Annotated in this window: 19 protein-coding genes and 1 pseudogene; 2 read left to right on the forward strand and 18 right to left on the reverse strand. The window is 72.3% G+C overall.

The window, feature by feature from the left end; all coding sequences use genetic code 11:
* Positions 1-73: 73 nt before the first annotated feature.
* From AB0881_RS17500 to AB0881_RS17540, 9 genes are all read right to left on the reverse strand, one after another.
* Complete coding sequence (locus AB0881_RS17500; RefSeq protein ID WP_366618049.1) at positions 74-2,248, reverse strand: bifunctional (p)ppGpp synthetase/guanosine-3',5'-bis(diphosphate) 3'-pyrophosphohydrolase; 2,175 nt, start codon at positions 2,246-2,248, stop codon at positions 74-76.
* Between the two features lie 544 nt (positions 2,249-2,792).
* Entirely contained in the window at positions 2,793-3,338 is a 546-nt protein-coding gene (locus AB0881_RS17505) for an adenine phosphoribosyltransferase (protein ID WP_366617945.1), read from the reverse strand.
* Between the two features lie 75 nt (positions 3,339-3,413).
* Positions 3,414-4,619, reverse strand: a complete 1,206-nt coding sequence (gene secF, locus AB0881_RS17510) for a protein translocase subunit SecF (RefSeq protein ID WP_366617946.1) — start codon at positions 4,617-4,619, stop codon at positions 3,414-3,416.
* Positions 4,619-6,463 carry a protein translocase subunit SecD gene (secD, locus tag AB0881_RS17515; RefSeq protein WP_366617947.1) on the reverse strand — a complete coding sequence of 615 codons (1,845 nt, stop codon included), beginning with the start codon at positions 6,461-6,463 and terminating at the stop codon, positions 4,619-4,621. The genes secF and secD overlap by 1 nt, the downstream gene beginning before the upstream one ends.
* Before the next feature lie 41 nt (positions 6,464-6,504).
* Complete coding sequence (yajC, locus tag AB0881_RS17520) at positions 6,505-7,032, reverse strand: preprotein translocase subunit YajC (protein ID WP_366617948.1); 528 nt, start codon at positions 7,030-7,032, stop codon at positions 6,505-6,507.
* A 192-nt stretch (positions 7,033-7,224) separates the two neighbouring features.
* On the reverse strand, positions 7,225-8,289 hold the full coding sequence (gene ruvB / locus AB0881_RS17525; RefSeq protein WP_366617949.1) for a Holliday junction branch migration DNA helicase RuvB: 1,065 nt from the start codon (positions 8,287-8,289) through the stop codon (positions 7,225-7,227).
* Positions 8,290-8,404: 115 nt separating this feature from the next.
* Positions 8,405-9,007 (reverse strand): Holliday junction branch migration protein RuvA, encoded by a 603-nt coding sequence (gene ruvA, locus AB0881_RS17530; RefSeq protein WP_366617950.1) that lies wholly within the window; start codon positions 9,005-9,007, stop codon positions 8,405-8,407.
* Positions 9,004-9,528 carry a crossover junction endodeoxyribonuclease RuvC gene (ruvC, locus tag AB0881_RS17535; protein WP_366617951.1) on the reverse strand — a complete coding sequence of 175 codons (525 nt, stop codon included), beginning with the start codon at positions 9,526-9,528 and terminating at the stop codon, positions 9,004-9,006. Before ruvC ends, ruvA begins: the two co-directional genes overlap by 4 nt.
* 102 nt (positions 9,529-9,630) lie before the next feature.
* On the reverse strand, positions 9,631-10,776 hold the full coding sequence (locus tag AB0881_RS17540) for a GNAT family N-acetyltransferase (protein WP_366617952.1): 1,146 nt from the start codon (positions 10,774-10,776) through the stop codon (positions 9,631-9,633).
* Between the two features lie 162 nt (positions 10,777-10,938).
* On the opposite strand from AB0881_RS17540, the gene AB0881_RS17545 reads away from it, so the two are divergent.
* On the forward strand, positions 10,939-11,505 hold the full coding sequence (locus AB0881_RS17545; protein WP_366617953.1) for a dihydrofolate reductase family protein: 567 nt from the start codon (positions 10,939-10,941) through the stop codon (positions 11,503-11,505).
* Between the two features lie 60 nt (positions 11,506-11,565).
* Here AB0881_RS17545 and AB0881_RS17550 read toward each other — a convergent pair whose 3' ends face one another.
* From AB0881_RS17550 to pgsA, 9 genes and pseudogenes are all read right to left on the reverse strand, one after another.
* A complete protein-coding gene (locus tag AB0881_RS17550) occupies positions 11,566-12,318 on the reverse strand; it encodes a YebC/PmpR family DNA-binding transcriptional regulator (RefSeq protein WP_366617954.1) in 753 nt (250 codons plus the stop codon).
* A gap of 3 nt (positions 12,319-12,321) precedes the next feature.
* Entirely contained in the window at positions 12,322-12,933 is a 612-nt protein-coding gene (gene pdxT / locus AB0881_RS17555; protein ID WP_366617955.1) for a pyridoxal 5'-phosphate synthase glutaminase subunit PdxT, read from the reverse strand.
* Between the two features lie 75 nt (positions 12,934-13,008).
* Complete coding sequence (locus AB0881_RS17560; RefSeq protein ID WP_366617956.1) at positions 13,009-13,629, reverse strand: hypothetical protein; 621 nt, start codon at positions 13,627-13,629, stop codon at positions 13,009-13,011.
* Positions 13,630-13,779: 150 nt separating this feature from the next.
* Positions 13,780-14,694: a pyridoxal 5'-phosphate synthase lyase subunit PdxS gene (gene pdxS, locus AB0881_RS17565; protein ID WP_366617957.1), complete on the reverse strand. Its 915-nt coding sequence runs from the start codon at positions 14,692-14,694 to the stop codon at positions 13,780-13,782.
* A gap of 100 nt (positions 14,695-14,794) precedes the next feature.
* Positions 14,795-15,817: a DUF3048 domain-containing protein gene (locus tag AB0881_RS17570; protein WP_366617958.1), complete on the reverse strand. Its 1,023-nt coding sequence runs from the start codon at positions 15,815-15,817 to the stop codon at positions 14,795-14,797.
* Between the two features lie 90 nt (positions 15,818-15,907).
* A complete protein-coding gene (locus AB0881_RS17575; protein ID WP_366618050.1) occupies positions 15,908-16,453 on the reverse strand; it encodes a hypothetical protein in 546 nt (181 codons plus the stop codon).
* A gap of 20 nt (positions 16,454-16,473) precedes the next feature.
* The gene (locus AB0881_RS17580) at positions 16,474-17,643 is read right to left on the reverse strand and encodes a glycosyltransferase family 4 protein (RefSeq protein WP_366617959.1); all 1,170 of its coding nucleotides are present in this window, start codon (positions 17,641-17,643) and stop codon (positions 16,474-16,476) included.
* Entirely contained in the window at positions 17,640-18,620 is a 981-nt protein-coding gene (locus tag AB0881_RS17585) for a phosphatidylinositol mannoside acyltransferase (protein WP_366617960.1), read from the reverse strand. Before AB0881_RS17585 ends, AB0881_RS17580 begins: the two co-directional genes overlap by 4 nt.
* A 248-nt stretch (positions 18,621-18,868) precedes the next feature.
* Positions 18,869-19,444: pseudogene (gene pgsA / locus AB0881_RS17590) on the reverse strand (phosphatidylinositol phosphate synthase); the annotation flags it as partial.
* 358 nt (positions 19,445-19,802) lie between these two features.
* Here pgsA and AB0881_RS17595 point away from each other — a divergent pair.
* Positions 19,803-21,968, forward strand: a complete 2,166-nt coding sequence (locus AB0881_RS17595; protein WP_366617961.1) for an elongation factor G-like protein EF-G2 — start codon at positions 19,803-19,805, stop codon at positions 21,966-21,968.
* The last annotated feature ends 48 nt before the right edge of the window (positions 21,969-22,016 follow it).

The following is a 22,016-nucleotide window of genomic DNA, read 5'->3' on the forward strand; positions in this document are numbered from 1 at the left end:
GCTGGCGTCCCCCGGGGGTGGGGGGTCGGGGCGGCCCCGGGGGGGGCCCCCCCTTCTCGCGGGTACGGGGCGTTCAGCGGCCGGTGCCGCTGGTGACGCGGTAGACGTCGTAGACGCCGTCGATGGAGCGGACGGCCTTCAGGACGTGCCCGAGATGCTTCGGGTCGCCCATCTCGAAGGTGAAGCGGCTGACGGCCACCCGGTCGCGGGTCGTGGTGACCGACGCGGACAGGATGTTGACGTGCTGGTCGGACAGCACGCGGGTCACGTCCGACAGCAGCCGGGGCCGGTCGAGCGCCTCGACCTGGATCGCCACCAGGAAGACCGAGTCCTCCCCCGGCGACCACTTGACGTCGATGAGCCGGTCGGGCTGCGTCTTCAGGCTCGCCACGTTGGCGCAGTCGGCGCGGTGCACCGAGACCCCGTGCCCGCGCGTGACGAACCCGACGATGTCGTCGCCCGGAACCGGCGTGCAACATCGCGACAGCCGCACCCACACGTCCGGGTCGCCCGCCACGACCACGCCCGGGTCCCCGGTCGTCCGGGTGCGCTTGCGCTTGGTCGGCAGCGCGATCTCGGCCAGGTCCTCCTCGGCGCTCTCCACCCCGCCGAGGGCCTCCACCAGGCGCTGCACGACGTGCTGGGCGGAGACGTGCCCCTCGCCGACCGCCGCGTACAGCGACGAGACGTCCGGGTAGCGCATGTCGCGGGCCAGCGCCAGCAGCGCCTCGCCCGACATCATCCGCTGGAGCGGCATGTTCTGCTTGCGCATCGCGCGGGCGATGGAGTCCTTGCCGGACTCGATCGCGGTGTCCCGGCGCTCCTTGGAGAACCAGTGCTTGATCTTGTTGCGGGCGCGGGCGCTCTTGACGAAGTTGAGCCAGTCGCGGCTCGGCCCGGCGTCCTGCGACTTGGAGGTGAACACCTCCACGGCGTCGCCGTTGTCGAGCGCGGACTCCAGCGGCACGAGCCGCCCGTTCACCCGGGCGCCGATGCAGCGGTGCCCGACCTCGGTGTGGATCGCGTACGCGAAGTCGACCGGCGTCGCCCCCTGCGGCAGGGCGATCACATCCCCCTTGGGGGTGAAGACGAAGACCTCGGAGACCGACAGGTCGAACCGCAGCGACTCCAGGAACTCGGCCGGGTCGGCGGTCTCCTTCTGCCAGTCCAGCAGCTGCCGCAGCCACTGCATGTCGCCGGCCTTGCGGCCGCCGACGGTCTCCTCCTTGTACTTCCAGTGGGCCGCGACGCCGTACTCGGCCCGCCGGTGCATGCCCCAGGTGCGGATCTGCAGCTCGACCGGCTTGCCCTCGGGGCCGATGACGGTCGTGTGCAGCGACTGGTACATGTTGAACTTGGGCATCGCGATGTAGTCCTTGAACCGGCCGGGGACCGGGTTCCATCGCGCGTGGATCGAGCCGAGGGCGGCGTAGCAGTCGCGGACGCTGTCGACCAGGACCCGGATGCCCACCAGGTCGTAGATGTCGTCGAAGGAGACGTCCCGGGCGATCATCTTCTGGTAGATCGAGTAGTAGTGCTTGGGCCGTCCCGTCACGCTGGCCTTGATCTTGGCCTCGCGCAGGTCGGTGGAGACGTTCTCGATCACGTCCTGGAGGAAGTCGTCCCGCCGCGGCGCGCGCTCGGCCACCAGGCGGGCGATCTCGTCGAACCGCTTGGGGTAGAGCGTGGCGAACGACAGGTCCTCCAGCTCCCACTTCAGCGTGTTCATGCCCAGCCGGTGCGCCAGCGGGGCGAAGACCTCCAGGGTCTCGCGGGCCTTCTTCTCCTGCTTGTGCCGCGGCATGTAGCGCAGCGTGCGCATGTTGTGCAGCCGGTCGGCGAGCTTGATCACCAGCACCCGGATGTCGCGGGACATCGCCACGACCATCTTGCGGACGGTCTCGGCCTCGGCCGCGTCGCCGTACTTGACCTTGTCGAGCTTGGTCACCCCGTCGACCAGGGCGGCGATCTCGTCGCCGAAGTCGGCGCGCAGCTCGTCCAGCGTGTACGGGGTGTCCTCGACGGTGTCGTGCAGCAGCGCCGCGCAGATCGTCTCGGTGTTCATGCCGAGCTCGGCGAGGATGGCCGACACCGCGAGCGGGTGGGTGATGTACGGGTCGCCGCTCTTGCGCTTCTGGTCGCGGTGGTAGTGGGCGGCGACGTCGTACGCGCGCTCGATCAGCCGCAGGTCCGCCTTGGGATGGGTGTTGCGGACCGTCTTGTTCAGTGGTTCGAGTACGGGGTTCATCGTGGGGCCGCGCTGTGCTCCGAGCCGGGCGAGCCTGCGGCGCACCCGAGCGGCGGACGGCGGGATCGTGGGCGGTGCAGCAGGTCCACCTTTGGCGCTGTGTCCACTCTTGGCGGTGTGTCCACTTTTGGAAGGGCGCTCGCCGGCGGGGCCGGTCTTCACGGGCCGGCCGGGCCCCGGCCGCGCCTCCGCGGCGGTCTCGACGCGGCCGGGCCCGGGCGCGGCCGTTCCGGGTTTCTCCGGTCCGGGTTTCTCCTGACCGGAAGTCTCGGGCTCGGGTGTCTCTGGCTCGGCGGTCTCGGGCGTGCGAGCGGGCGGGGCGGGCGGGCGTTCCGCCGCCCCGGCCCCGGCCGTACGGGACTCCCGTTCGGCCTCGGGCTTCGTCGCCTGGCCTTTCGCGGTGTCGGTCACCGCGTCGGTCGATACCACCTCACCGGGCACCCAGCCTCCTCAAACTCGGGACGCCATACCCTCCTCGACCCGCGGGATGCGCCCGTTTCCCCACCGGACCCGATGCCGCCAGTCTATCGGCACCTATTTCGTACTAGACCGTAACCAGGGAATGGACGTCCAGATTCCCCAGGCGGTCGCGCCCGTGCAGGAACGACAGCTCCATCAGCACCGAGATCCCCACGACCTCGCCGCCGGCCCGGCGGACCAGCTCGGCCGCGGCCCTGGCGGTGCCGCCCGTGGCCAGGACGTCGTCGACGATCAGCACCCGCTCGCCGGGACCGAAGGCGTCCACGTGCATCTCGATGGTCTCGGTCCCGTACTCGAGATCATAGGTCTCCTCGTACGCCCGCGACGGGAGCTTTCCCTTTTTCCGCACCGGGACGAACCCGGCGCCGAAGTGGTAGGCGACCGGGGCGGCCAGGATGAAGCCGCGCGCCTCGATCCCGACGATCTTGTCCACGGTGCCCCGGCCGTGGTGGTTGACGATCGAGTCGACCACCCCGGCGAAGGCCACATGGTCGGCCAGCAGCGGGGTGATGTCCTTGAAGACCACCCCGGGCTTGGGGTAGTCGGCCACGTCGCGGATCCGGTCCTGGATCAGCTTGTCGAGGTCCACGTGCGTTCTCTCCCTGATCATGCGTCGGCCGTGCCCACGCCCGGAAGGGGTGGGCACGGCCGGCGTCGTTCGTCTCGCCTGTCCCGGTGGTCGGGGCTACTTGCCCCGGCGCTGCTGCCGGGTGCCCCGCTTGGGCTGCTGGCGCGGCCCGCTCTGGACGACCTTGCGCACGGTCACCGTGGCGCGGACGTCGTCCCCGGCATCCTTGGCCGGGCCCTTCGGCGAAGCCCCCGGGTCATCGCCCTTGGCGACCTCGTCGTCGAACGGGACGTCGGACGGCGGGTCGCCGTCGCCGTCCCCGGCGGGCACCATCGCCTTGGCGGCCTTGGCCTGCCGCTTGGCGCTGTTCTTGCGGCGCTCGATGTTGGCCCGCAGCTCCTGGTACTTCGGCTCGCGCTCCTTGAGCTGGACCAGCAGCGGCGTGGCCACGCAGATCGAGGAGTACGTACCGACGATCATGCCGACGAACAGGGCCAGCGACAGGTCCTTGAGCGTACCCGCGCCGAAGAGCGTCGTGCCGATGAACAGGATGGCCGCCACCGGCAGGATCGCCACGAGCGAGGTGTTCAGCGAGCGGACCAGGGTGCTGCTGAGCGCCTGGTTGGCCGCCTGGCTGTAGGTGATCTTGGAGGTCGGGCCGAGCGGCTTGGTGACCTCCTTGATCATGTCGAACACCACGACGGCGTCGTACAGCGAGTACCCGAGGATGGTCAGGAAGCCGAGCAGCGTCGCGGGCGTGACCTCGAAACCCGACCAGGCGTAGATGCCGGCCGTGATGACCAGGTCGTGCACGAGGGCGACCACCGCCGCGAACGCCATCCGCCACTCGAACGCCACCGACAGGTAGGCGATGATCAAGATCATGAAGACGATCAGCGCCTGCCAGGCCTTCGCGGAGACCTCACCGCCCCACGAGGCCCCCACCACCTGGGTGCTGACCTTCTGGGCCGGGACGTCCAGCTCCTCGGCGACGTTGTTCTTGACGTCGGTCACCTTCGCCGAGCTCAGGCTCTCGGTGGTCACCCGCCAGCCGTCGCCGGCCTTCTGGACGATCGCCTGGTGCGCCCCGCCGCCCGTGACGGCGCCGCGCACCTGCTCAATCGAGGCGCTCGGGGCACTGAAGGTGAAGACCGAGCCGCCCTTGAACTCGACGCCGAGGTTCAGCCCCTGGAACACCAGCCCGGCGATCGAGAACACCAGCAGCAGGCCCGAGATGGAGTACCAGACCTTGGGCCGGCCGACGATGTCGGCACTGATCTCGCCCCGGTAGACCCGCGAGACGATCGCGCGCAACCCCAGCATCAGGCCTCCTGGCTCTTCGGGCTCTTCGGGCTCTTCGGGCGGGCGACGGCGGCGGCGGTGTCGGCCGCCGCCTTGTGCAGGCGCTTCGGGTCGAGGCCGGACAGGGGATGCCCCCGGCCGAAGAACCTCGTCCGGGACAGCAGCCCGACCAGCGGCTTGGTGAAGAAGAACACCACGACCACGTCGATCAGCGTCGTCAGGCCCATCGCGAACGCGAAGCCCCGGACCCCGCCGACGGCGAGGAAGTACAGCACCAGCGCGGCCATGAACGTCACCGCGTCGGCGACCAGGATCGTGCGCCGCGCCCGCTTCCACGCCACCTCGATCGAGGGCCGCAGCGTCCGGCCCGCGCGCAGCTCGTCACGCAGCCGCTCGAAGTAGACGATGAACGAGTCGGCCGTGATGCCGATCGAGACGATCAGGCCGATGATGTGCGGCAGCGAGAGCCTGAACCCCATGTTCTCGCCCAGGATCACCACCGACACGTACGTGATCCCGGACGCCACCAGCAGGCTGGACACCGCCACCAGCCCCAGGCCCCGGTAGTACAGCAGGCAGTAGAGCACCACCAGCACCAGCCCGATCGCACCGGCGATCATGCCGCCGCGCAGCTGGTCGGAGCCCAGCGTGGAGGACACCTCGTCGATCGAGCTCTGCGTGAACTCCAGCGGCAGCGCGCCGTACTTCAGCACGTTGGCCAGGTCGGTGGCGTAGGTCTGGGTGAAGCTCTCCGGCGGCCCGTCGATCTGGGCGGTGCCGCCGGTGATCGCGCCGCGGCTGATGCTCGGCGCCGACACGACCTGGCCGTCCAGGACGATCGCGACCTGCGAGCGCGGGGAGCCCGGGTTCTGCTGGTACGCGCGGTACGCGTCGGTGGTGACCTCGCCGAACTGCCTGCCGCCCTGGGACTTGAACTTCATGCTGACCCACCAGCTGCTCTGCCCCTGGGTCGCGTCCGGCGGCATCGCGCTGGCGTCGGAGACCTGCTCGCCCAGGACCCGGACCGGGCCCAGGATGTACTTGGCGACCTGGCCGTTCTCCTCCTTCTGGTCGCACGCCGCCACCCACTTGCGGTTGGCGTCGTTCGACCCGGGGACGCGCTTGTCGGGCACGTAGCAGTTGAGCGCCTCGAACTGCTTGATGACCTCCTTGTCATCGATGCCCGAGTAGTCGGCCCCCGCGGCGTCGGGGGAGGTCAGGTCCGTGGGCAGGCCGGACGGCAGGCCCGACGGCGTGGCGGACGGCTTGGGCGACGGCGGGTCGCCGGAGCCGGAGGCGGACGGCGTCGGCGTGGGCGCGGCGGCGAGCGCCTCCGACAGGGCCCGGCCGCGCGGCGTCGTCGACGCGGTGGGCGACGGCGAGGGCGTCTTGCCCTCTTCCTTGTCCTTGCCGTTCTTGTCCTTGTCGCCCTTGGCGGTGGGCGTCGCGGACGGGCTGGGCGAGGCGGCGCCGGCCGGCTTGCCGTCGGCCACCGTGTACACCTGCCGGAACTGCAGCTTCGCGGTGGTGCCGATGAGCTGGACCACCCGGTCCTGCCCCTCGCCCGGCACGTTGACCACGATGTTGCTGCTGCCCTGCTTGGCCACCTCGGCGTCCGAGACGCCCAGGCCGTTGACCCGCTGGGTCATGATCTTGACGGCCTGATCCATCTGGGCCGCGGGCGGCGTCCGCCCGCCGGCCGTCTTGGCGGTGAGCGTGACCGTGGTCCCGCCGGCCAGATCCAGCCCCAGCTTGGGGGTGGGCTGGCCCTGCAGGAACATCACCCCCGTGAGTGCCGCCATGACCACGAACAGCGCGAGGAGGGTGCGCCCTGGTTTGGGAACGTTGCTGCGAGGCGGAGCCACTGGTCGATTAACTTCCCGTCGTCAATGGTTGAGGGGCCGGATCAGTCCGAGGACTTCTTCGCCCCCTTGCCGACCGCGGTGGCGCCCGCCGACTCCGCGTCGTCGGCGTCGTCGGTGGCGTCGGCGTCCTTCTCGGCCTTCTCGGCCTTCGTGTCGGCCTTGCCGTCGGCCTTCGTGCCGGACTTGGTGAGGTCGGCCTTGGCCGGGGCCTCGTCCTCGGTGAGGTCCTCGTCGTCCTCGTCCTCGGTGAGGTCGACCTCCTCGGCCGCCTTCTCACCGTCGACGACCTGCATCACGGCCGCCTTGACGAACCGCGCCTCCACGCCCGGGGCGATCTCCAGCACGAGGCCGTCGTCGTCCACCGCGACCACGTTGGCGTACATCCCGCTGGTCGTCATGATCCGCGCGCCGGGGACCAGATTGCTCTGCATCTGCATCTGTTCCTTGCGCCGCTTGCTCTGCGGGCGGATCAGCAGGAAGTAGAAGACCAGGGGAACGGCCAGCAGAAGCAGGAGGTTGAACGCTCCGCTGCCGCCCTGCTGTGCCGCAATAATCATGTCGCTGCCCATCACTGGGGCGTCCTTCCGATGTGGTTTGCCCAGCCTGTCGCCTGAAAGGCGGTGTCCGGTGGTGCGGCCGGCCGGGCGCGGGTGACCAGGTCCCGGAGTCTAGAGAGTACGCCAGACACCGGCAACGACGTGACGATCGGGAGCCGGATGAAGTTCCCAAGCCGTTACGGGTCGCACGTCAGTTCGTGATCACTATTCGGGCTGATCGGCGTCGTCGTCCAGTTCGAACAGCGTACCGGCCATCGGGGCCGATGCGGGCGGGGTGAGCCCGAGGTGCGCCCACGCCGCCGGCGTGGCGATCCGGCCGCGCGGCGTGCGGGCCAGCAGACCCTGCCTGACCAGGAAGGGCTCGGCCACGACCTCCACCGTCTCGGGCTCCTCCCCCACCGACACCGCCAGCGTGGACAGCCCGACCGGCCCCCCGCCGAACTTGCGCATCAGCGAGCTCAGGACGGCCCTGTCCAGCCGGTCGAGGCCGCGCTCGTCCACCTCGTACAGGCTCAGCGCCGCACGGGCCAGCTCCTGGTCGACCGACCCGTCGGACCGCACCTCGGCGTAGTCGCGCACCCGGCGCAGCAGCCGGTTCGCGATCCGCGGCGTGCCCCGGGACCGCCCGGCCACCTCGGCCGCGCCGTCGTCGGTGATCTCCACGTCCAGCAGCCGCGCGGACCGCCGGACGATGACCTCCAGCTCGGCGGGCTCGTAGAAGTCCATGTGCGCCACGAACCCGAACCGGTCGCGCAGCGGCCCCGGCAGCATCCCCGCCCGCGTGGTCGCGCCCACCAGCGTGAACGGCGCGATGTCCAGCGGGATCGCGGTCGCCCCGGGCCCCTTCCCGACGACCACGTCGACGCGGAAGTCCTCCATGGCCATGTACAGCATCTCTTCGGCCGGCCGCGCCATCCGGTGGATCTCGTCCAGGAAGAGGACCTCGCCCTCGGCCAGCGTGGACAGCACGGCCGCCAGGTCCCCGGCCCGCTCGATCGCCGGCCCGGACGAGATCCGCAGCGGCTGCCCCAGCTCGGCGGCGATGATCATGGCGAGCGTCGTCTTCCCCAGCCCGGGCCCGCCCGACAGCAGCACGTGGTCGGGCGTGCGGCCGCGCCGCAGCGCGCTGTGCAGGACCAGCGAGAGCTGCTCGCGCACCCGCTCCTGGCCGATGAAGTCGTCCAGCTTCTTGGGCCGCAGCGCGGCCTCGATCACCGACTCCTCGGGCCCGTCGGCGTCCGCGGAGACGAGTCGTTCGTCAGCGTTCATTGCCTCGCCTCCGCTCGGCGGCGCGCGGCCGCTCGACGCGGCGGCTTCCCTCGTCGCTCCGGTCGCAGGCTCCCTGCGCTCCTCGGTCCGGCCGCCGCGCGGCCGCGCGCGTCCATCACTTGCTCAGCTTCTTGAGGGCGGACTTGAGCAGGGCGGCCACCGGCGGCGGGTCGCCGCCGCCGAGGTCGGCGGCGACGGCGTCGACGGCCGCGTCGGCGTCCCTGGCCGACCAGCCGAGATTGATCAGGCCCATCTGGACCTGGTCGCGCCACGCCTCGGCCTTGACCGGGGCCCGGACGTCGGCGCCGCCGCCGACCGGGCCGCCGAGGCGGTCCTTCAGCTCCAGGACGATCCGCTGCGCGCCCTTCTTCCCGATCCCCGGCACCTTGGTCAGCGCGTTGAGGTCCTCGGAGGCCACCGCCGCGCGCAGCGCGTCGGGCGTGTGGACGGCCAGCATCGCCAGCGCCAGCCGGGGCCCGACGCCGCTGGCGGTCTGGAGCAGCTCGAACACCTGCCGCTCGTCGTCGTCGGCGAACCCGAACAGCGTGAGGGAGTCCTCCCGGACGACCAGGGACGTCGGGACCCGCGCCTCCTCGCCCACTCTCAGCCCGGCGAGCGTGGCCGGGGTGCACTGCACCGCCATCCCGACCCCGTGCACGTCGATCACGGCGCCGTCCGGCCCCGCGGCGGCCACCCGCCCGCTGACGAAGGCGATCACAGTCCCACTCCCCTGGTCCTCGTCCGTGCCGCCGCGATCCGGGCCTGCGCGCCGCCCCGCCACACGTGGCAGATCGCCAGCGCGAGCGCGTCGGCCGCGTCCGCCGGCTTCGGCGCGGCGTCCAGCCGCAGCAGCCGGGTCACCATCTTCGTCACCTGCGCCTTGTCGGCGCGCCCGTTCCCGGTCACCGCCGCCTTGGCCTCGCTGGGCGTGTGCATCGCCACCGGCAGCCCGCGCCGCGCCGCGATCAGCATGGCGACCCCGGCGGCCTGCGCGGTGCCCATCACGGTACGCACGTTGTGCTGCGAGAACACGCGTTCCACGGCCACCGCGTCGGGGCGGAACTCCTCCATGAGCGCCTCGATGCCGGTCTCGATCCCCAGCAGGCGGGCCGCGATCTCGTCGTCGGGGCTGGTCCGTACGACGGTCACGTGGACGAGCCGCAGCGGCTTGCCCGGAGAGCCGTCGACCACGCCGACCCCGCACCTGGTGAGCCCGGGGTCCACCCCCATCACCCGCACGCGCGCTCCTTCGATCATCTGTTCGGCACGCGCCACGCTATCGAACCGGCCCGACATCCGCCGCTCCCGCGCGCACGTGTCGGATTGATCAGAAGAAGTCGATCAGAAGAAGTCGAGCGCGAACGGGTCGGCCGCGAACACCGCGTCCAGTTCGGGGGCGTCGCCGTCCAGCAGCCCGGCGGCCCGCAGGGTGGACGCGGGAACGCCCGCGTACAGGGCGGCCAGTCCCCCGGCCCGCAGCCGGACGGCTCCCGGCTCCGCGGCGGCCCGCTCCAGCCGGCCCTCGCCGCCCTTGACGATCAGCCGCCACGCGCCCGCGTTGGCGCTCAGCTGGGCGTCCTCGACGATCAGGGGCACCTCGGCGCTCACTCCCGCCGGAAAGCCCCTGTCCTGGATCGCCTTGGGCGCGTCCACCGTCCGGAGCATCCAGCGGTCCCGGTGGACCTCCTCGCTCTGGCGCTCCCGCAGCATCCAGAACACCGGGTCGTGCGGGGCCACGTCCGCGTGCACGGTCCGCGCGACCGACGACCCGGAGCCGACCAGCGCCCAGAGGCCCCGCGACGTCCGCTCGGAGGCCGCGACGAGCTTCTTGACCTCCAGGGAGCCGTTGCCCTCGCCCCAGCGGTAGTGAAGGAAGCCGTCCCCGGCCAGGTAGAAGTAGTCGGATCCGGCCAGCGTGCCCCGCCACCGCTCCTCGTCCCAGCCCACCGGCCCGCAGTGCCCCGCGTCCCGGTGCACCCGCCCGATCGTCCGGACGACCTCGGCCGCGTCGGCCGGCCCGGCGCGCCGCACCTCGACGGGCTCCGCCCGCACCGTCCGCAGGGCCTCGGCCGGCAGTGCGGCCTTGTGCAGCGCGCCCGCGTGCTCCCAGCCCAGCGAACGGTAGAGCGGGGTCGTGGCCGGATAGAGCATCGACAGCGCGTATCCGAGCGCGGCGCAGCGTTCCAGCACCCCGGTCATCAGCGCGCGGCCGATCCCCCGTCCCCGCGCGTCCGGCGCCACGGCGACCCCGCCGATGCCGCCCATGGAGACGGGCCGGCCGTACCACCACTGCGTCATGTCGTGGATCAGCGCCGTGCCGACCAGCCGGTCGCCCTCGAAGACGCCGAACTGCCGCCCGGCCGCCGTCGCCGGGCGCACCCGCTCGGCGGTGCTCTCCCAGTGCGCCTCCGTGCGCCGCCCGAAAGCCTGCTCCAGCAGGTCGCGCACGGCGGGCCACTGCCCCTCGTCCAACACCCGGATCTCCATGATCCCGACCGTACGGCCGCCGGATGGCCACCGCAACGCCGTCGAGCCCCTGGCCAGGGCATCGTGCGGGGCGCTCGTGCGGGACATCGGGGCGGGAGCTTCCGCCGGGCCCTCCGCTGTGGTGGTCTTGCGGCATCGGCGGCGACCCGGAGGAGGTCCGTGGTGGGCAAGGTGGTTCTCGACGTGTCGGTGTCGCTGGACGGGTTCAGCGCGGGGCCGAACGTCCGGGCGGACGAGCCCATGGGCGACGGCGGCGAGGCGCTGCACGCGTGGATGGGCTGGGACGGCCCGGGCGGCGAGGTCGACGCGGCCGTGCGGCGGGAGGTGGACGCGGGGGTCGGGGCCGCCGTCATCGGGCGGCGCACGTTCGACCTGGGGCTGGAGCCGTGGGGCGGTACGCCGTGGGCCGGTGTGCCGGCGTTCGTCGTCACGCACCGGCGCCGCGACGATCTCGCGGGCGGGAACGGCGGCGTCTTCGCCTTCGACGGGCTGGAGGGCGCGGTCCGGCGGGCCAGGGAGGCCGCGGGCGCCAAGGACACCGTGGTGATGGGCGCCGACGTGGCCGGGCAGGCGCTCCGGGCGGGGCTGCTGGACGAGCTGTACGTCCACCTCGTGCCGCTGCTGCTGGGCGCGGGCACGCCCTTCCTCGGCGGGGAGCGCGCCGGCCTCGTCCCGGTGGGCGGGCCGCTCGCCGGGAGCGTCACGCACCTGCGCTACCGGGTGGCCTAGCGGCGGCCCGCCGTCCGGTGCGGGCGGCGGGCCGGGCGGCGGGCCGGGCGGCGGTGCGGGTCAGGCGTCGATCTTCTCCATGACCTCGTCGGAGACGTCGAAGTTCGCGTAGACGTCCTGGACGTCGTCGGAGTCCTCCAGGGCCTCGATGAGGCGGAAGACCTTCTTGGCGTTGTCCTCATCCAGGGGCACCGAGACGCTGGGGAGCCAGCTGGAGTCGGCGGACTCGTAGTCGATGCCGGCCTCCTGGAGGGCCGAGCGGACGGGGATGAGGTCGCCGGCCTCGCAGACGATCTCGAAGTTCTCGCCCAGGTCGTTGACCTCTTCGGCGCCGGCGTCCAGGACGGCCATCATGACGTCGTCCTCGCTGGTGCCGGCCTTGGGGACGATGATGACGCCCTTGCGGTTGAACAGGTACGCCACCGAGCCCGGGTCGGCCAGAGAGCCGCCGTTGCGGGTGAGGGCGACGCGGACCTCGGACGCGGCGCGGTTGCGGTTGTCGGTCAGGCACTCGACCAGGACCGCGACGCCGCCGGGGGCGTAGCCCTCGTAGGTGATGTTCTGCCAGTCGGCGCCGCCGGCCTCTTCGCCCGCGCCGCGCTTGCGGGCGCGCTCGATGTTGTCGTTGGGAACCGAGTTCTTCTTCGCCTTGTAGATGGCGTCGTAGAGCGTCGGGTTGGCGTCGGGGTCACCGCCGCCGGTACGCGCCGCGACCTCGATGTTCTTGATCAGCTTGGCGAAGAGCTTGCCCCGCTTGGCGTCGAGGGCCGCCTTCTTGTGCTTGGTGGTCGCCCATTTGGAATGGCCGGACATTCTTTACTCCTCCTCCATCGCCCGGCGCACCAGATCGGCGAAGTAGTGGTGCACGCGGTGGTCGCCCGTCAACTCCGGGTGGAACGCGGTCGCCAACAGGCGTCCCTGCCGGACGGCGACGATCCTACCGATGTTCGGGCCGCTCTCGGCGCGGCCGAGCACCTCGACGCCGTCGCCGACCGACTCGACCCACGGCGCGCGGATGAAGACCGCGTCGAACTCGCCGATGCCGTCGAGCGGCACCCGGGCCTCGAACGAGTCGACCTGGCGGCCGAAGGCGTTGCGGCGGACGGTCATGTCGACGCCGCCGATGGTCTCCTGGCCGGCCGCGCCGTCCCGGATCCGGTCCGCGAGCATGATCATACCGGCGCAGGAGCCGTACGCGGGCATGCCCGCCTCGATCCGCTTGCGCAGGGGCTCCAGCAGCTCGAACGAGCGGGCCAGCCGCCACATGGCGGTGGACTCGCCGCCCGGGATGACGAGCGCGGAGACGCTCTCGAGCTCTTCGGCGCGGCGTACGGGAAGGGTCCGCGCGCCGGCTCCCTCCAGGGCCCGGGCGTGCTCGCGCACGTCGCCCTGCAGGGCGAGAACACCGATCGTGGGCACAGCGGTCACGGAAAAGCCTTTCGGGGAGTGGTCGTACCGACCGTACAACGTGCGGGCGACCGGCGGTTCTTCCCCTCGGCTCCGTCAGCAGAGCTTGAAGCGGCGCAGCGGCAGTTCGAGGGGGAGGAAGCCGTCGGCGCCGCGGTCGGCGATGCCGCGGCCGAACATGTGGGCGCCCGCGAGCGCGAGGCCGAACTCCTCGGGGTCGAACGGCAGCGGGACGTCCGGGACGCCCTCGTCGATGGCCTTCCAGTACGGGCCCTCGGCCGGCAGCCGCTCGCCCTGGTCGACGACCACGCCGTCCTCGCCGGTCACGAAGACGTCCCGGCGGAGCTCGCCGGCGTCGTACCAGCGGAACCAGCAGCCGGAGATCACGCTGTGCAGGACGAGGACGCCGCAGCGGGAGCCGGGCAGCGCGGCGGCGGCGGTGTCGGCGATCCGGCGGGCGTCGTCGTCGAGGCAGAACAGGCGCCGGTCGCACAGCAGCAGGGCGCGGTCGAAGACGCCGACGAACAGCTCGTCCTCGTACGGCCAGAGCGCGAAGTCCAGGACGGTGTCGCCGGTCTCGGTGAGGGTCGCGGCCGGGTAGAGGCCGCGGGCGATGCTGGCCGCGGCGGCCGGATCGGGGTCGGGGTCGAGGCCGGGCCGGAACACCTCGGCGGGCTCACCGGCGCTCGCACAGGCCAGCGCGACCGACCACCCCATGAACGTTCCTCCCGCCCCTGAAGACCGCCCGGCCAGCGTAAACCCTGGGGCGCGGGATGGGGAGGGGCCGCCGTAAGTAACCGGCCGGTCACCCCGCACGCCCGTCCGGAAAGGCCGGGCGTGCGGGTCCGTTACCCGCCTGCGGCTAGATCACCAGCCGCGGCCGGCGAACTTCTGGTCCTCGCCCAGGGAGGCGACGTTGATGCCGACCATGGCGTCGCCGAGGCCGCGGGAGACCTTGGCGATCACGTCGGGGTCGTCGTGGAAGGTGGTGGCCTTCACGATCGCCTCGGCGCGCTGCGCCGGGTTGCCGGACTTGAAGATGCCGGAGCCGACGAACACGCCCTCGGCGCCCAGCTGCATCATCATCGCGGCGTCGGCCGGGGTGGCGATGCCGCCGGCGGTGAACAGCACCACGGGCAGCTTCCCGGCCTGCGCGACCTCCTTGACCAGCTCGTACGGGGCCTGGAGCTCCTTGGCGGCCACGTACAGCTCGTCCTCGGGCAGGTTCTGGAGCCGCTTGATCTCCCCACGGATCTTGCGCATGTGGGTGGTGGCGTTGGAGACGTCACCGGTGCCGGCCTCGCCCTTGGAGCGGATCATCGCCGCGCCCTCGGTGATCCGGCGCAGCGCCTCGCCGAGGTTGGTGGCCCCGCACACGAACGGGACGGTGAACGCCCACTTGTCGATGTGGTTCTCGTAGTCGGCCGGGGTGAGCACCTCGGACTCGTCGATGTAGTCGACGCCGAGCGCCTGGAGCACGCGGGCCTCGACGAAGTGGCCGATGCGGGCCTTGGCCATGACCGGGATGGAGACGGCCTCGATGATCCCGTCGATCATGTCGGGGTCGCTCATCCGGGAGATGCCGCCCTCGGCGCGGATGTCGGCGGGCACCCGCTCCAGCGCCATCACCGCGACGGCGCCGGCGTCTTCGGCGATCTTCGCCTGGTCGGGGGTGACGACGTCCATGATCACGCCGCCCTTGAGCATCTCCGCCATGCCGCGCTTGACCCGGGCGGTCCCGGTGGCGGGAGTGTCGGTGGCGGAGCTGGCTGTGTTGGACACGGGTCTTCCTCACGTGAACGGACGGCAAGTCGTTTCCATGATATTGCCTGCTCCGTCCGGTCTTGGACCCGGCAGAGTGTCAGCGGCCGGGCCGCCGGTTTTACGGGATGCGGGGCTCGCCGTCGTTCACCAGGACCATCCAGACCTGGCCCTTGGCGAACGTCATCGGCTCGCCCGCGGCGGTGGTGAACGTGGTCCCCTCGTCCTCGGCCGGGCGGGACCAGCGGGCGTCGTAGGCCTTGCCGTCGCGCAGGACGAGGGCGCGCCCCGTCCCGGTCGTCTTGATCTCCGGCGTGTAGTTGCCGAGGAAGTCGTGGAACTTCGAGCGAGTGGTCTTGGCGTACTGGATCACGACGGTCTGCCCGCCGAGCACCCCGCCCTCGGCGGCCGTGTTGGTGCGCCCGTTGTGGGCCGACAGCCAGCGCTTCTGCTTGGCCGACCAGGTGAACGACATCCGCGTGGAGGGCCAGCGGGCGGTGAAGGTCTTGGTGGGCCTGCCGCCCTGGGGCGCGGGCCCGAACCGGAACCCGACGTCGCGCGGCCCTTCGGCCTTGGGAGCCTGCTTGAGCAGGGACTTCGGGCTGGCGTAGAGGTTGTACGGGATGGGTTTGGGGCCCGCCCTGAAGTAGGCCGAACCGGCGCTCTCCTGGGAGATGTCGTACAGCGGGGCCTGCTTGATGTACTTCTTCATCTTGCTCTGCACGCCGGAGAACGCGAACGCCGGCTTCCCGAACTGCGGCAGGATGTGCAGGTCGGAGATCCGCGCGGACCGGACGGGCCCGACCCGCGGGGGCAGCTTGGACGAGTACACGGCCATCAGCCGGGTCTCGCCGCCCTCGACCTGCTCCACGTACACGATGTCGGCCGACCGCACCCCGGTCTGCGGCAGCGCGGGCCGCGTGTTCTCGATCTTCACGGCCAGCACGGGGTTGTCCACCCCGCTGCGGCCGCCGGTGAACGGATGCGTGGCGGGCGCGGAGGGCTTGCCGCCCTCACCTCCCTCGGCGTTGGGGGGCGCGGCCGTCTCCGCGCCGCCACCGCCCGAGCACGCCGTCAGTGCCGCGCCGAGTGCGACGGCCCCGAAACCGGCGGCCGTACGACCCCGAACCCCAGCAACACCCACGATTCTGCCTCCCAATGGCGGATCTGCCCGAGGGTAGCGAATACGAATGAGAGCTTTGTCGGGTTCAACCCCGGGGCCCGGCCGCGCGCCTCAGCCGCGCAGCGCCTCCGGCGGGTCGTCGTCGATCTCGAAGAAGCCGGGCAGCGGCGCCCGGCCCGCCAGCGGCAGCACGCGGATCAGCAGCTTGCGGCGCGCGATGCGGGCGGCCGAGACGGCGTCGTTGTAGAACCGGCGGGCGTAGACGACCTTGGCCGCGGCCGAGGCCATCTCGTCCAGCACCGGCTGCCCGTCGCCCTTGACCTTCAGGGTCTCGGTGAAGTCGGGCTGGTCGACCACCGCGCGCAGCGCCCGGGACAGGTCGCTCTCGGCGAACTCGCGGCCGTCGGCGTCGGCGGTGCGGGCCTCGTGCGCGGCGGTGGCCAGCACCAGGCTGGTGGCCGGGTCCAGCTGCCGGGACGCGGCCATCTCCAGCGCGACCGCGGCCCGCCGGACCAGCGCGGCGTCCAGCGCGGCGCGGGCCGTCTCGACGCGGACGTGCAGCCGGTCCAGCCGCGTCGCGCGCCAGGAGACGTACACGCCGACCAGGAAGACGACCGCGATCCAGAACAGGACATCGATGATCCAGTCGGGGAACAACATGCTGTGCCGTACGCCTCTCAGGCTCCGCGGCCGGACTCGACGACACCGGCGCCGTCGAGCGCGACGGTCTCGTACACCCGCAGCACGTCGCGGGCCACCGCCGACCAGTCATAGGAACGGACGGCCGCGCGCGCCTCGGCCGACAGCTGCTTGCGCCGGGCCGGGTCGTCGAGCAGCTCGCCGGCCGCCGCGGCCAGCGCCTCATGGTCGCCGACCGGGAACAGCGCGCCGGCCCGGCCGCCGCGCAGCACCCGGTCGAACGCCTCGATGTTGCTGGCCAGGATCGGCGCGCCCGCCGACATCGCCTCGGCCAGCACGATCCCGAAGCTCTCCCCGCCCAGGTTGGGGGCCACGAACACGTCCACCGAGTGGTACGCGCGGACCTTGTCCTCCTCGCTGACCAGGCCGAGCATGACCACCCGGTCGCGCAGCTCGGGCGAGACCTTGGCCACCACGTCGTCGGCGTCGCCCGGCCCGGCGACCAGCAGCCGCAGGCCGGGACGCTCGCGGCCGAGGATCTCGAAGGCGCGCAGCAGCACCGGCAGGCCCTTGCGCTGCTCGTCCATCCGGCCGAGGAAGCCCAGCGCGCCGCCGGTGCCGTTCCCGGCGGCGGCGTCGCCGTCGCCGCGGCCGGGCCAGCCGGGCAGCGGCTCGGCCATCGCGTACCGCTCGGTGGCCACGCCGTTGGGGATCAGCACCGCGTCGCCGCCCAAGTGCTCCACCAGCGTCTTGCGGGCCGCCTCCGACACCGCGATACGGCCGGTGATCTTCTCCAGCGCGCTCTGCAGGATCGGCGCGGTGACCGAGACGAGCCGGGAGCGCTCGTACGAGGCGTGGAACGTGCCCACGATCGGCCCGTCGGCGGCCCAGCAGGCCAGGATGCCCAGTGACGGCGCGGCCGGCTCGTGGACGTGCAGGACGTCGAAGCGGCCCTCGTTGATCCACCGCCGGACCCGGTTGGCCGACAGGAACCCGAACGAGACCCGCCCGACCGACCCGTTGTAGGGCACCGGCACGCCGCGGCCCGTGGGGACCACGTACGGCGGCAGCTCGGCGTCGTCGTCGGCCGGGGCGATCACCGACACGTGGTGGCCGAGCTCGATCAGCGCCTCGGCCAGGTCGCGGATGTGCTGCTGGACGCCGCCCGGGACCTCCCAGTCGTACGGGCAGACGATGCCGATCCTCACCGCGCCGTTCCTTCCGGGCCGTTCCGGCCGTTCCGGCGCTCCTCCGGCAGGTCCTCCACCCAGACCTTCTGGAGCATGTGCCAGTCTTCCGGATGCGCCGCGATGCCCTCCTCGAAGGCACGGGCGAGCTGCTGAGTCATGGCCGCGATCTTCTCCTGTCTGGCGCCCCCGTCAGGAACCGGGATCTCGTCGTGTACCCGCGCCGCCCAGTACTCGCCTTCGTACCACAAGGTGACCGGGATGAGCGCGGCGCTGGTCTGGATCGCCAGCGCCGCCGACACCGCCGGCATCCGGGCGGTGGCGCCGAAGAACTCCACGTCGATCCCGCTGTCGGTGAGGTCCCGGTCGACGACCAGGCACACCGGGCGGCCGGCGCGCAGCCGCTGGGCGAGGCGGCCGTAAGCGGACGCGCCCTTGTGGGCCAGTACCTCCATTCCCAGGCTCTCACGAAACGCGACGAACCTGTCGAATAGGGACTCCGGCTTGAGCCTTTCGGCCACGGTCGTAAAGGGGTGCCCCTGGTAGACCAGCCAGGCCCCGGCCTGCTCGTAGTTGCCCATGTGGGGCAGGGCGAGGATCACCCCGCGCCCCGAATCGAGGTTGGCGAAGATCTTCTCGTGCCCGGTGACGCGCATCCGGCCGACGATGCGGTCGCGGTCGTACTCGGGCAGCCGGAAGACCTCCAGCCAGTACCGGAAGTACGAGCGCAGCACCTTCTTGCTCAGGACGCGGACCTCGTCGTCGACGGCGTCCTTGCCCAGCACCCGGCACAGGTTCCTCTCCAGCTGCCGCACGCCCGACGTGTGCCGCTGCCAGGTGCGGTCGGCCAGCGCGGTGAACGCGGCGCGCGCGGCGCGCTCGGGCATCTTGCGCACGACCGTCCAGCCGAGGGCGTAGGCGGCGTCCATCACCTCGTCCCGCGCCGCCGCGATCCGGGGAGGCCGGGGCGGGCGGGGCGGCCGGATGCCGGGGGTCACGCGCGGCGCTCCGCGCGGCGCCTGAGCCGGCCGGCCGGCCCGCCGCCGCCCTTGCGGCCCTTGGGCACGGTCTTGGGCTCCACCCGCGGCGCGGGCCCGGCGGCCTCGGCAGGCCCGGCCGCGCCGGGCGACTCGGGCGACTCGGGCGACTCGGCGCCGCCGTCGGGCCGGGCGTCCGCGGTGCCGCCGGCCTCCGGCCCGGCGGTGCCGGGCGCGGTGGCGGCGGGCTCGGCGAGGGCCTGCGCCCGCACGGTCGCGAACCGCTGCCCGACGGTGACCGTGCTCAGCACCGCCAGCACCCACAGCGCCGCCGCCAGGATGTACGGCACGCCCAGCCCGGCGAACCCTGCCGCCACCAGCGCCACGATCAGCCGCTCCGAACGCTCGGCGATCCCGACGTCGCAGGTGTAGCCCAGCCCCTCGGCACGGGCCTTGGCGTACGACACCACGACACCGGCGACCAGGCAGTACAGCGCGACCCCGGCCAGTCCCTCCTGGCCGTCCCGGTAGAGCCCGATCATCAGCCCGGAGAAGATCGCCGCGTCCGCGACCCGGTCCATCGTGGAGTCCAGGAACGCGCCCCAGCGGGAGATCTTGCCGGTGACCCGGGCGACGGCCCCGTCCAGCATATCGAACAGCACGAACGCAGTGATCACCATCGTGCCCCAGAAGAACTCGCCCCGGGGGAAGAAGCCCAGCGCGCCGGCCAGCACGCCGATCGTCCCGACGACGGTGATGGCGTTGGGCGAGACCCCGGTCCGCGCGACGGTCTGGCCGATGGGGGTCAGAACGCGTCCCAGCGCGGGCCGCAGTTTGTTGAGCATCGCGTCCGATCCTGTGGTGTCGAGGTCGTGGCCCCGCGCCGAGAGGCCCGGCACGGTGCCGCGCCGGGCTCGGGGGGCCGCGCAGCGCGGGCCCAATCGTAGTGCTGCCGCCCGGTACGGCGGGTCGAGGCGGCGCGCCGCGGCTGTCCGCGCGGGAAGAGATGACCAGCGTTTGCCGTCCGCCCCTTGTGATCCGGGCCGACACGGGAAAAGGTGTTGACACGGGTGTGACGTCGGTCACGCACGTCGGACGGTGGCCTGGCGCCGCACTCGGCCGACAGGACCCTGGCCCGCACCGGCGGGCCGGGCCCTCAGCCGCACGCGGCCCCGCGCGGGCCCGTCCTAGGAGGTAAGAGCCATGGCGGACAAGGGAGGCCATCCGGGAGGCCACGGCAGGGCACCGGAGGCCGGCCGGCCCGACAAGGTGCGCAACGTCGCGCTGGTCGGCCATTCGGGGGCGGGGAAGACCACGCTGGTGGAGGCGCTGCTGGCCGCGACCGGCACCGTCCAGCGGCGCGGCCGGGTCGAGGACGGCACCACGGTCAGCGACTTCGACGAGGTCGAGGTGCGCCAGCAGCGCTCGGTCAACCTGTCGCTGGCCCCGCTCGTGCACGGCGACATCAAGGTCAACCTGATCGACACCCCCGGCTACGCCGACTTCGTCGGCGATCTGCGGGCCGGGCTGCGAGCCGCCGACGCGGCGCTGTTCGTCGTCTCGGCGGTGGACGGCATCGACGGCCTCACCCGCATGCTGTGGGAGGAGTGCGCGGCGGTGAACATGCCCCGCGCGGTCGTCATCACCAAGATCGACCAGCAGCGCGGCGACTTCGACGACGTGCTGCTGACCTGCCAGGACGCCTTCGGCGAGGGCGTGCTCCCCTGCTACTTCCCGATCGGCTCGGGGGACGCCCCGGAGGGGCTGATCGGGCTGCTGACCCAGCGCTGCATGGACTACTCCACCGGCGCCCGGGTCGAGTGCGAGCCGGACGCCCGCTACGTGGACCAGATCGAGGAGCAGCGCGCCGCGCTGATCGAGGGGATCATCCAGGAGAGCGAGGACGAGGGCCTCATGGACCGGTACCTCGCCGGTGAGGACATCCCCGTCAAGTCGCTCATCGAGGACCTGGAGACGGCCGTGGCGCGCGGCAGCTTCTACCCGGTCCTCGCCACCTCCGTGCCGCACGGCGACCACCCCGGCCCGGTCATCGGGATGATGGAGCTGCTGGAGGTCATCACCGAGGCGTTCCCGTCCCCGCCCGAGCACGGCATCCCGCCGGTCACCGGCGTGAACGGCGGCCCGCCCAGGAAGATCGCGTGCGATCCCGAGGGCCCGCTGGTCGCCGAGGTCGTCAAGACCACCTCCGACCCGTACGTCGGGCGCATCTCGCTGGTCCGGGTGTTCTCGGGCACGCTGCGCCCCGACTCGACCGTGCACGTCTCCGGGCACGGCCTGGAGGACCGCGGCCACGAGGACCACGACGTCGACGAGCGGGTCGGCGCGCTCACCTCCCCCTTGGGCAAGACGCAGCGGACGCTGGCGTCGTGCCAGGCCGGCGACATCTGCGCGGTCGCCAAGCTCAGCCGGGCCGAGACGGGCGACACGCTGTCGGACCCCGGCGCCCCGCTGCTGATGGCGCCCTGGTCGATGCCCGACCCGCTGCTGCCGGTCGCCATCCGGGCCCGGTCCAAGGCCGACGAGGACAAGCTGGGACAGGCGCTGGGCCGGCTGGTCGCCGAGGACCCGACGCTGCGGCTGGAGAACAACTCCGAGACCCGCCAGCTGGTGCTGTGGTGCATGGGCGAGGCGCACGCCGACGTGCTGATCGAGCGGCTGCGCACCCGGTACGGAGTGGAGGTCGAGCGGGTCGAACTGCGCGTCCCGCTGCGCGAGACGTTCGGCGGCACCGCCAAGGGCCTGGGCCGGCACGTCAAGCAGAGCGGCGGGCACGGCCAGTACGGCATCTGCCACATCGAGGTGGAGCCGCTGGCCTCCGGCGAGGGCTTCGAGTTCGTCGACCGGATCGTCGGCGGCGTGGTGCCGCGCCAGTTCATCCCGTCGGTCGAGAAGGGCGTCCGGCAGCAGATGGCGCGGGGGGTGTCGGCCGGGTACCCGCTGGTCGACATCAGGGTCACGCTGCACGACGGCAAGGCGCACTCGGTCGACTCCTCCGACATGGCCTTCCAGGCGGCGGGCGCGCTCGGGCTCAAGGACGCGGCGGCCAAGGTGCCGATCCTGCTGCTGGAGCCGGTCGACGAGGTCGCGGTGCTGATCGCCGACGACTACGTGGGCGCGGTGATGTCCGATCTGACCTCGCGCCGCGGCCGGGTGCTCGGCTCGGAGTCGGTGCCGGGCGGCCGCACCATGATCAAGGCGGAGGTGCCGCAGCTGGAGATCATCCGGTACGCGATCGACCTGCGCTCGCTGTCGCAGGGCACCGGCTCGTTCAGCCGGGTGTTCCTGCGGTACGAGCCGCTGCCGTCCCACCTGTCGGACAAGGTGGCCGCCGCCTCCAGGGACGACTGACGCGCGGGCCCTGCGCCGGGCGGCCCGCGGGGGCGCTCCCCTCCGGGC

The organism is Spirillospora sp. NPDC029432, from assembly GCF_040703975.1.
GTDB lineage: Bacteria > Actinomycetota > Actinomycetes > Streptosporangiales > Streptosporangiaceae > Spirillospora.

Coding starts and splice junctions, on each gene's coding strand:
- AB0881_RS17500 (WP_366618049.1), bottom strand. CDS start 2,248: ATGAACCCCGTACTCGAACCACTGAACAAGACGGTCCGCAACACCCAT.
- AB0881_RS17505 (WP_366617945.1), bottom strand. CDS start 3,338: ATGATCAGGGAGAGAACGCACGTGGACCTCGACAAGCTGATCCAGGAC.
- secF (WP_366617946.1), bottom strand. CDS start 4,619: ATGCTGGGGTTGCGCGCGATCGTCTCGCGGGTCTACCGGGGCGAGATC.
- yajC (WP_366617948.1), bottom strand. CDS start 7,032: ATGGGCAGCGACATGATTATTGCGGCACAGCAGGGCGGCAGCGGAGCG.
- ruvB (WP_366617949.1), bottom strand. CDS start 8,289: ATGAACGCTGACGAACGACTCGTCTCCGCGGACGCCGACGGGCCCGAG.
- AB0881_RS17540 (WP_366617952.1), bottom strand. CDS start 10,776: ATGGAGATCCGGGTGTTGGACGAGGGGCAGTGGCCCGCCGTGCGCGAC.
- AB0881_RS17550 (WP_366617954.1), bottom strand. CDS start 12,318: ATGTCCGGCCATTCCAAATGGGCGACCACCAAGCACAAGAAGGCGGCC.
- AB0881_RS17560 (WP_366617956.1), bottom strand. CDS start 13,629: ATGGGGTGGTCGGTCGCGCTGGCCTGTGCGAGCGCCGGTGAGCCCGCC.
- AB0881_RS17595 (WP_366617961.1), top strand. CDS start 19,803: ATGGCGGACAAGGGAGGCCATCCGGGAGGCCACGGCAGGGCACCGGAG.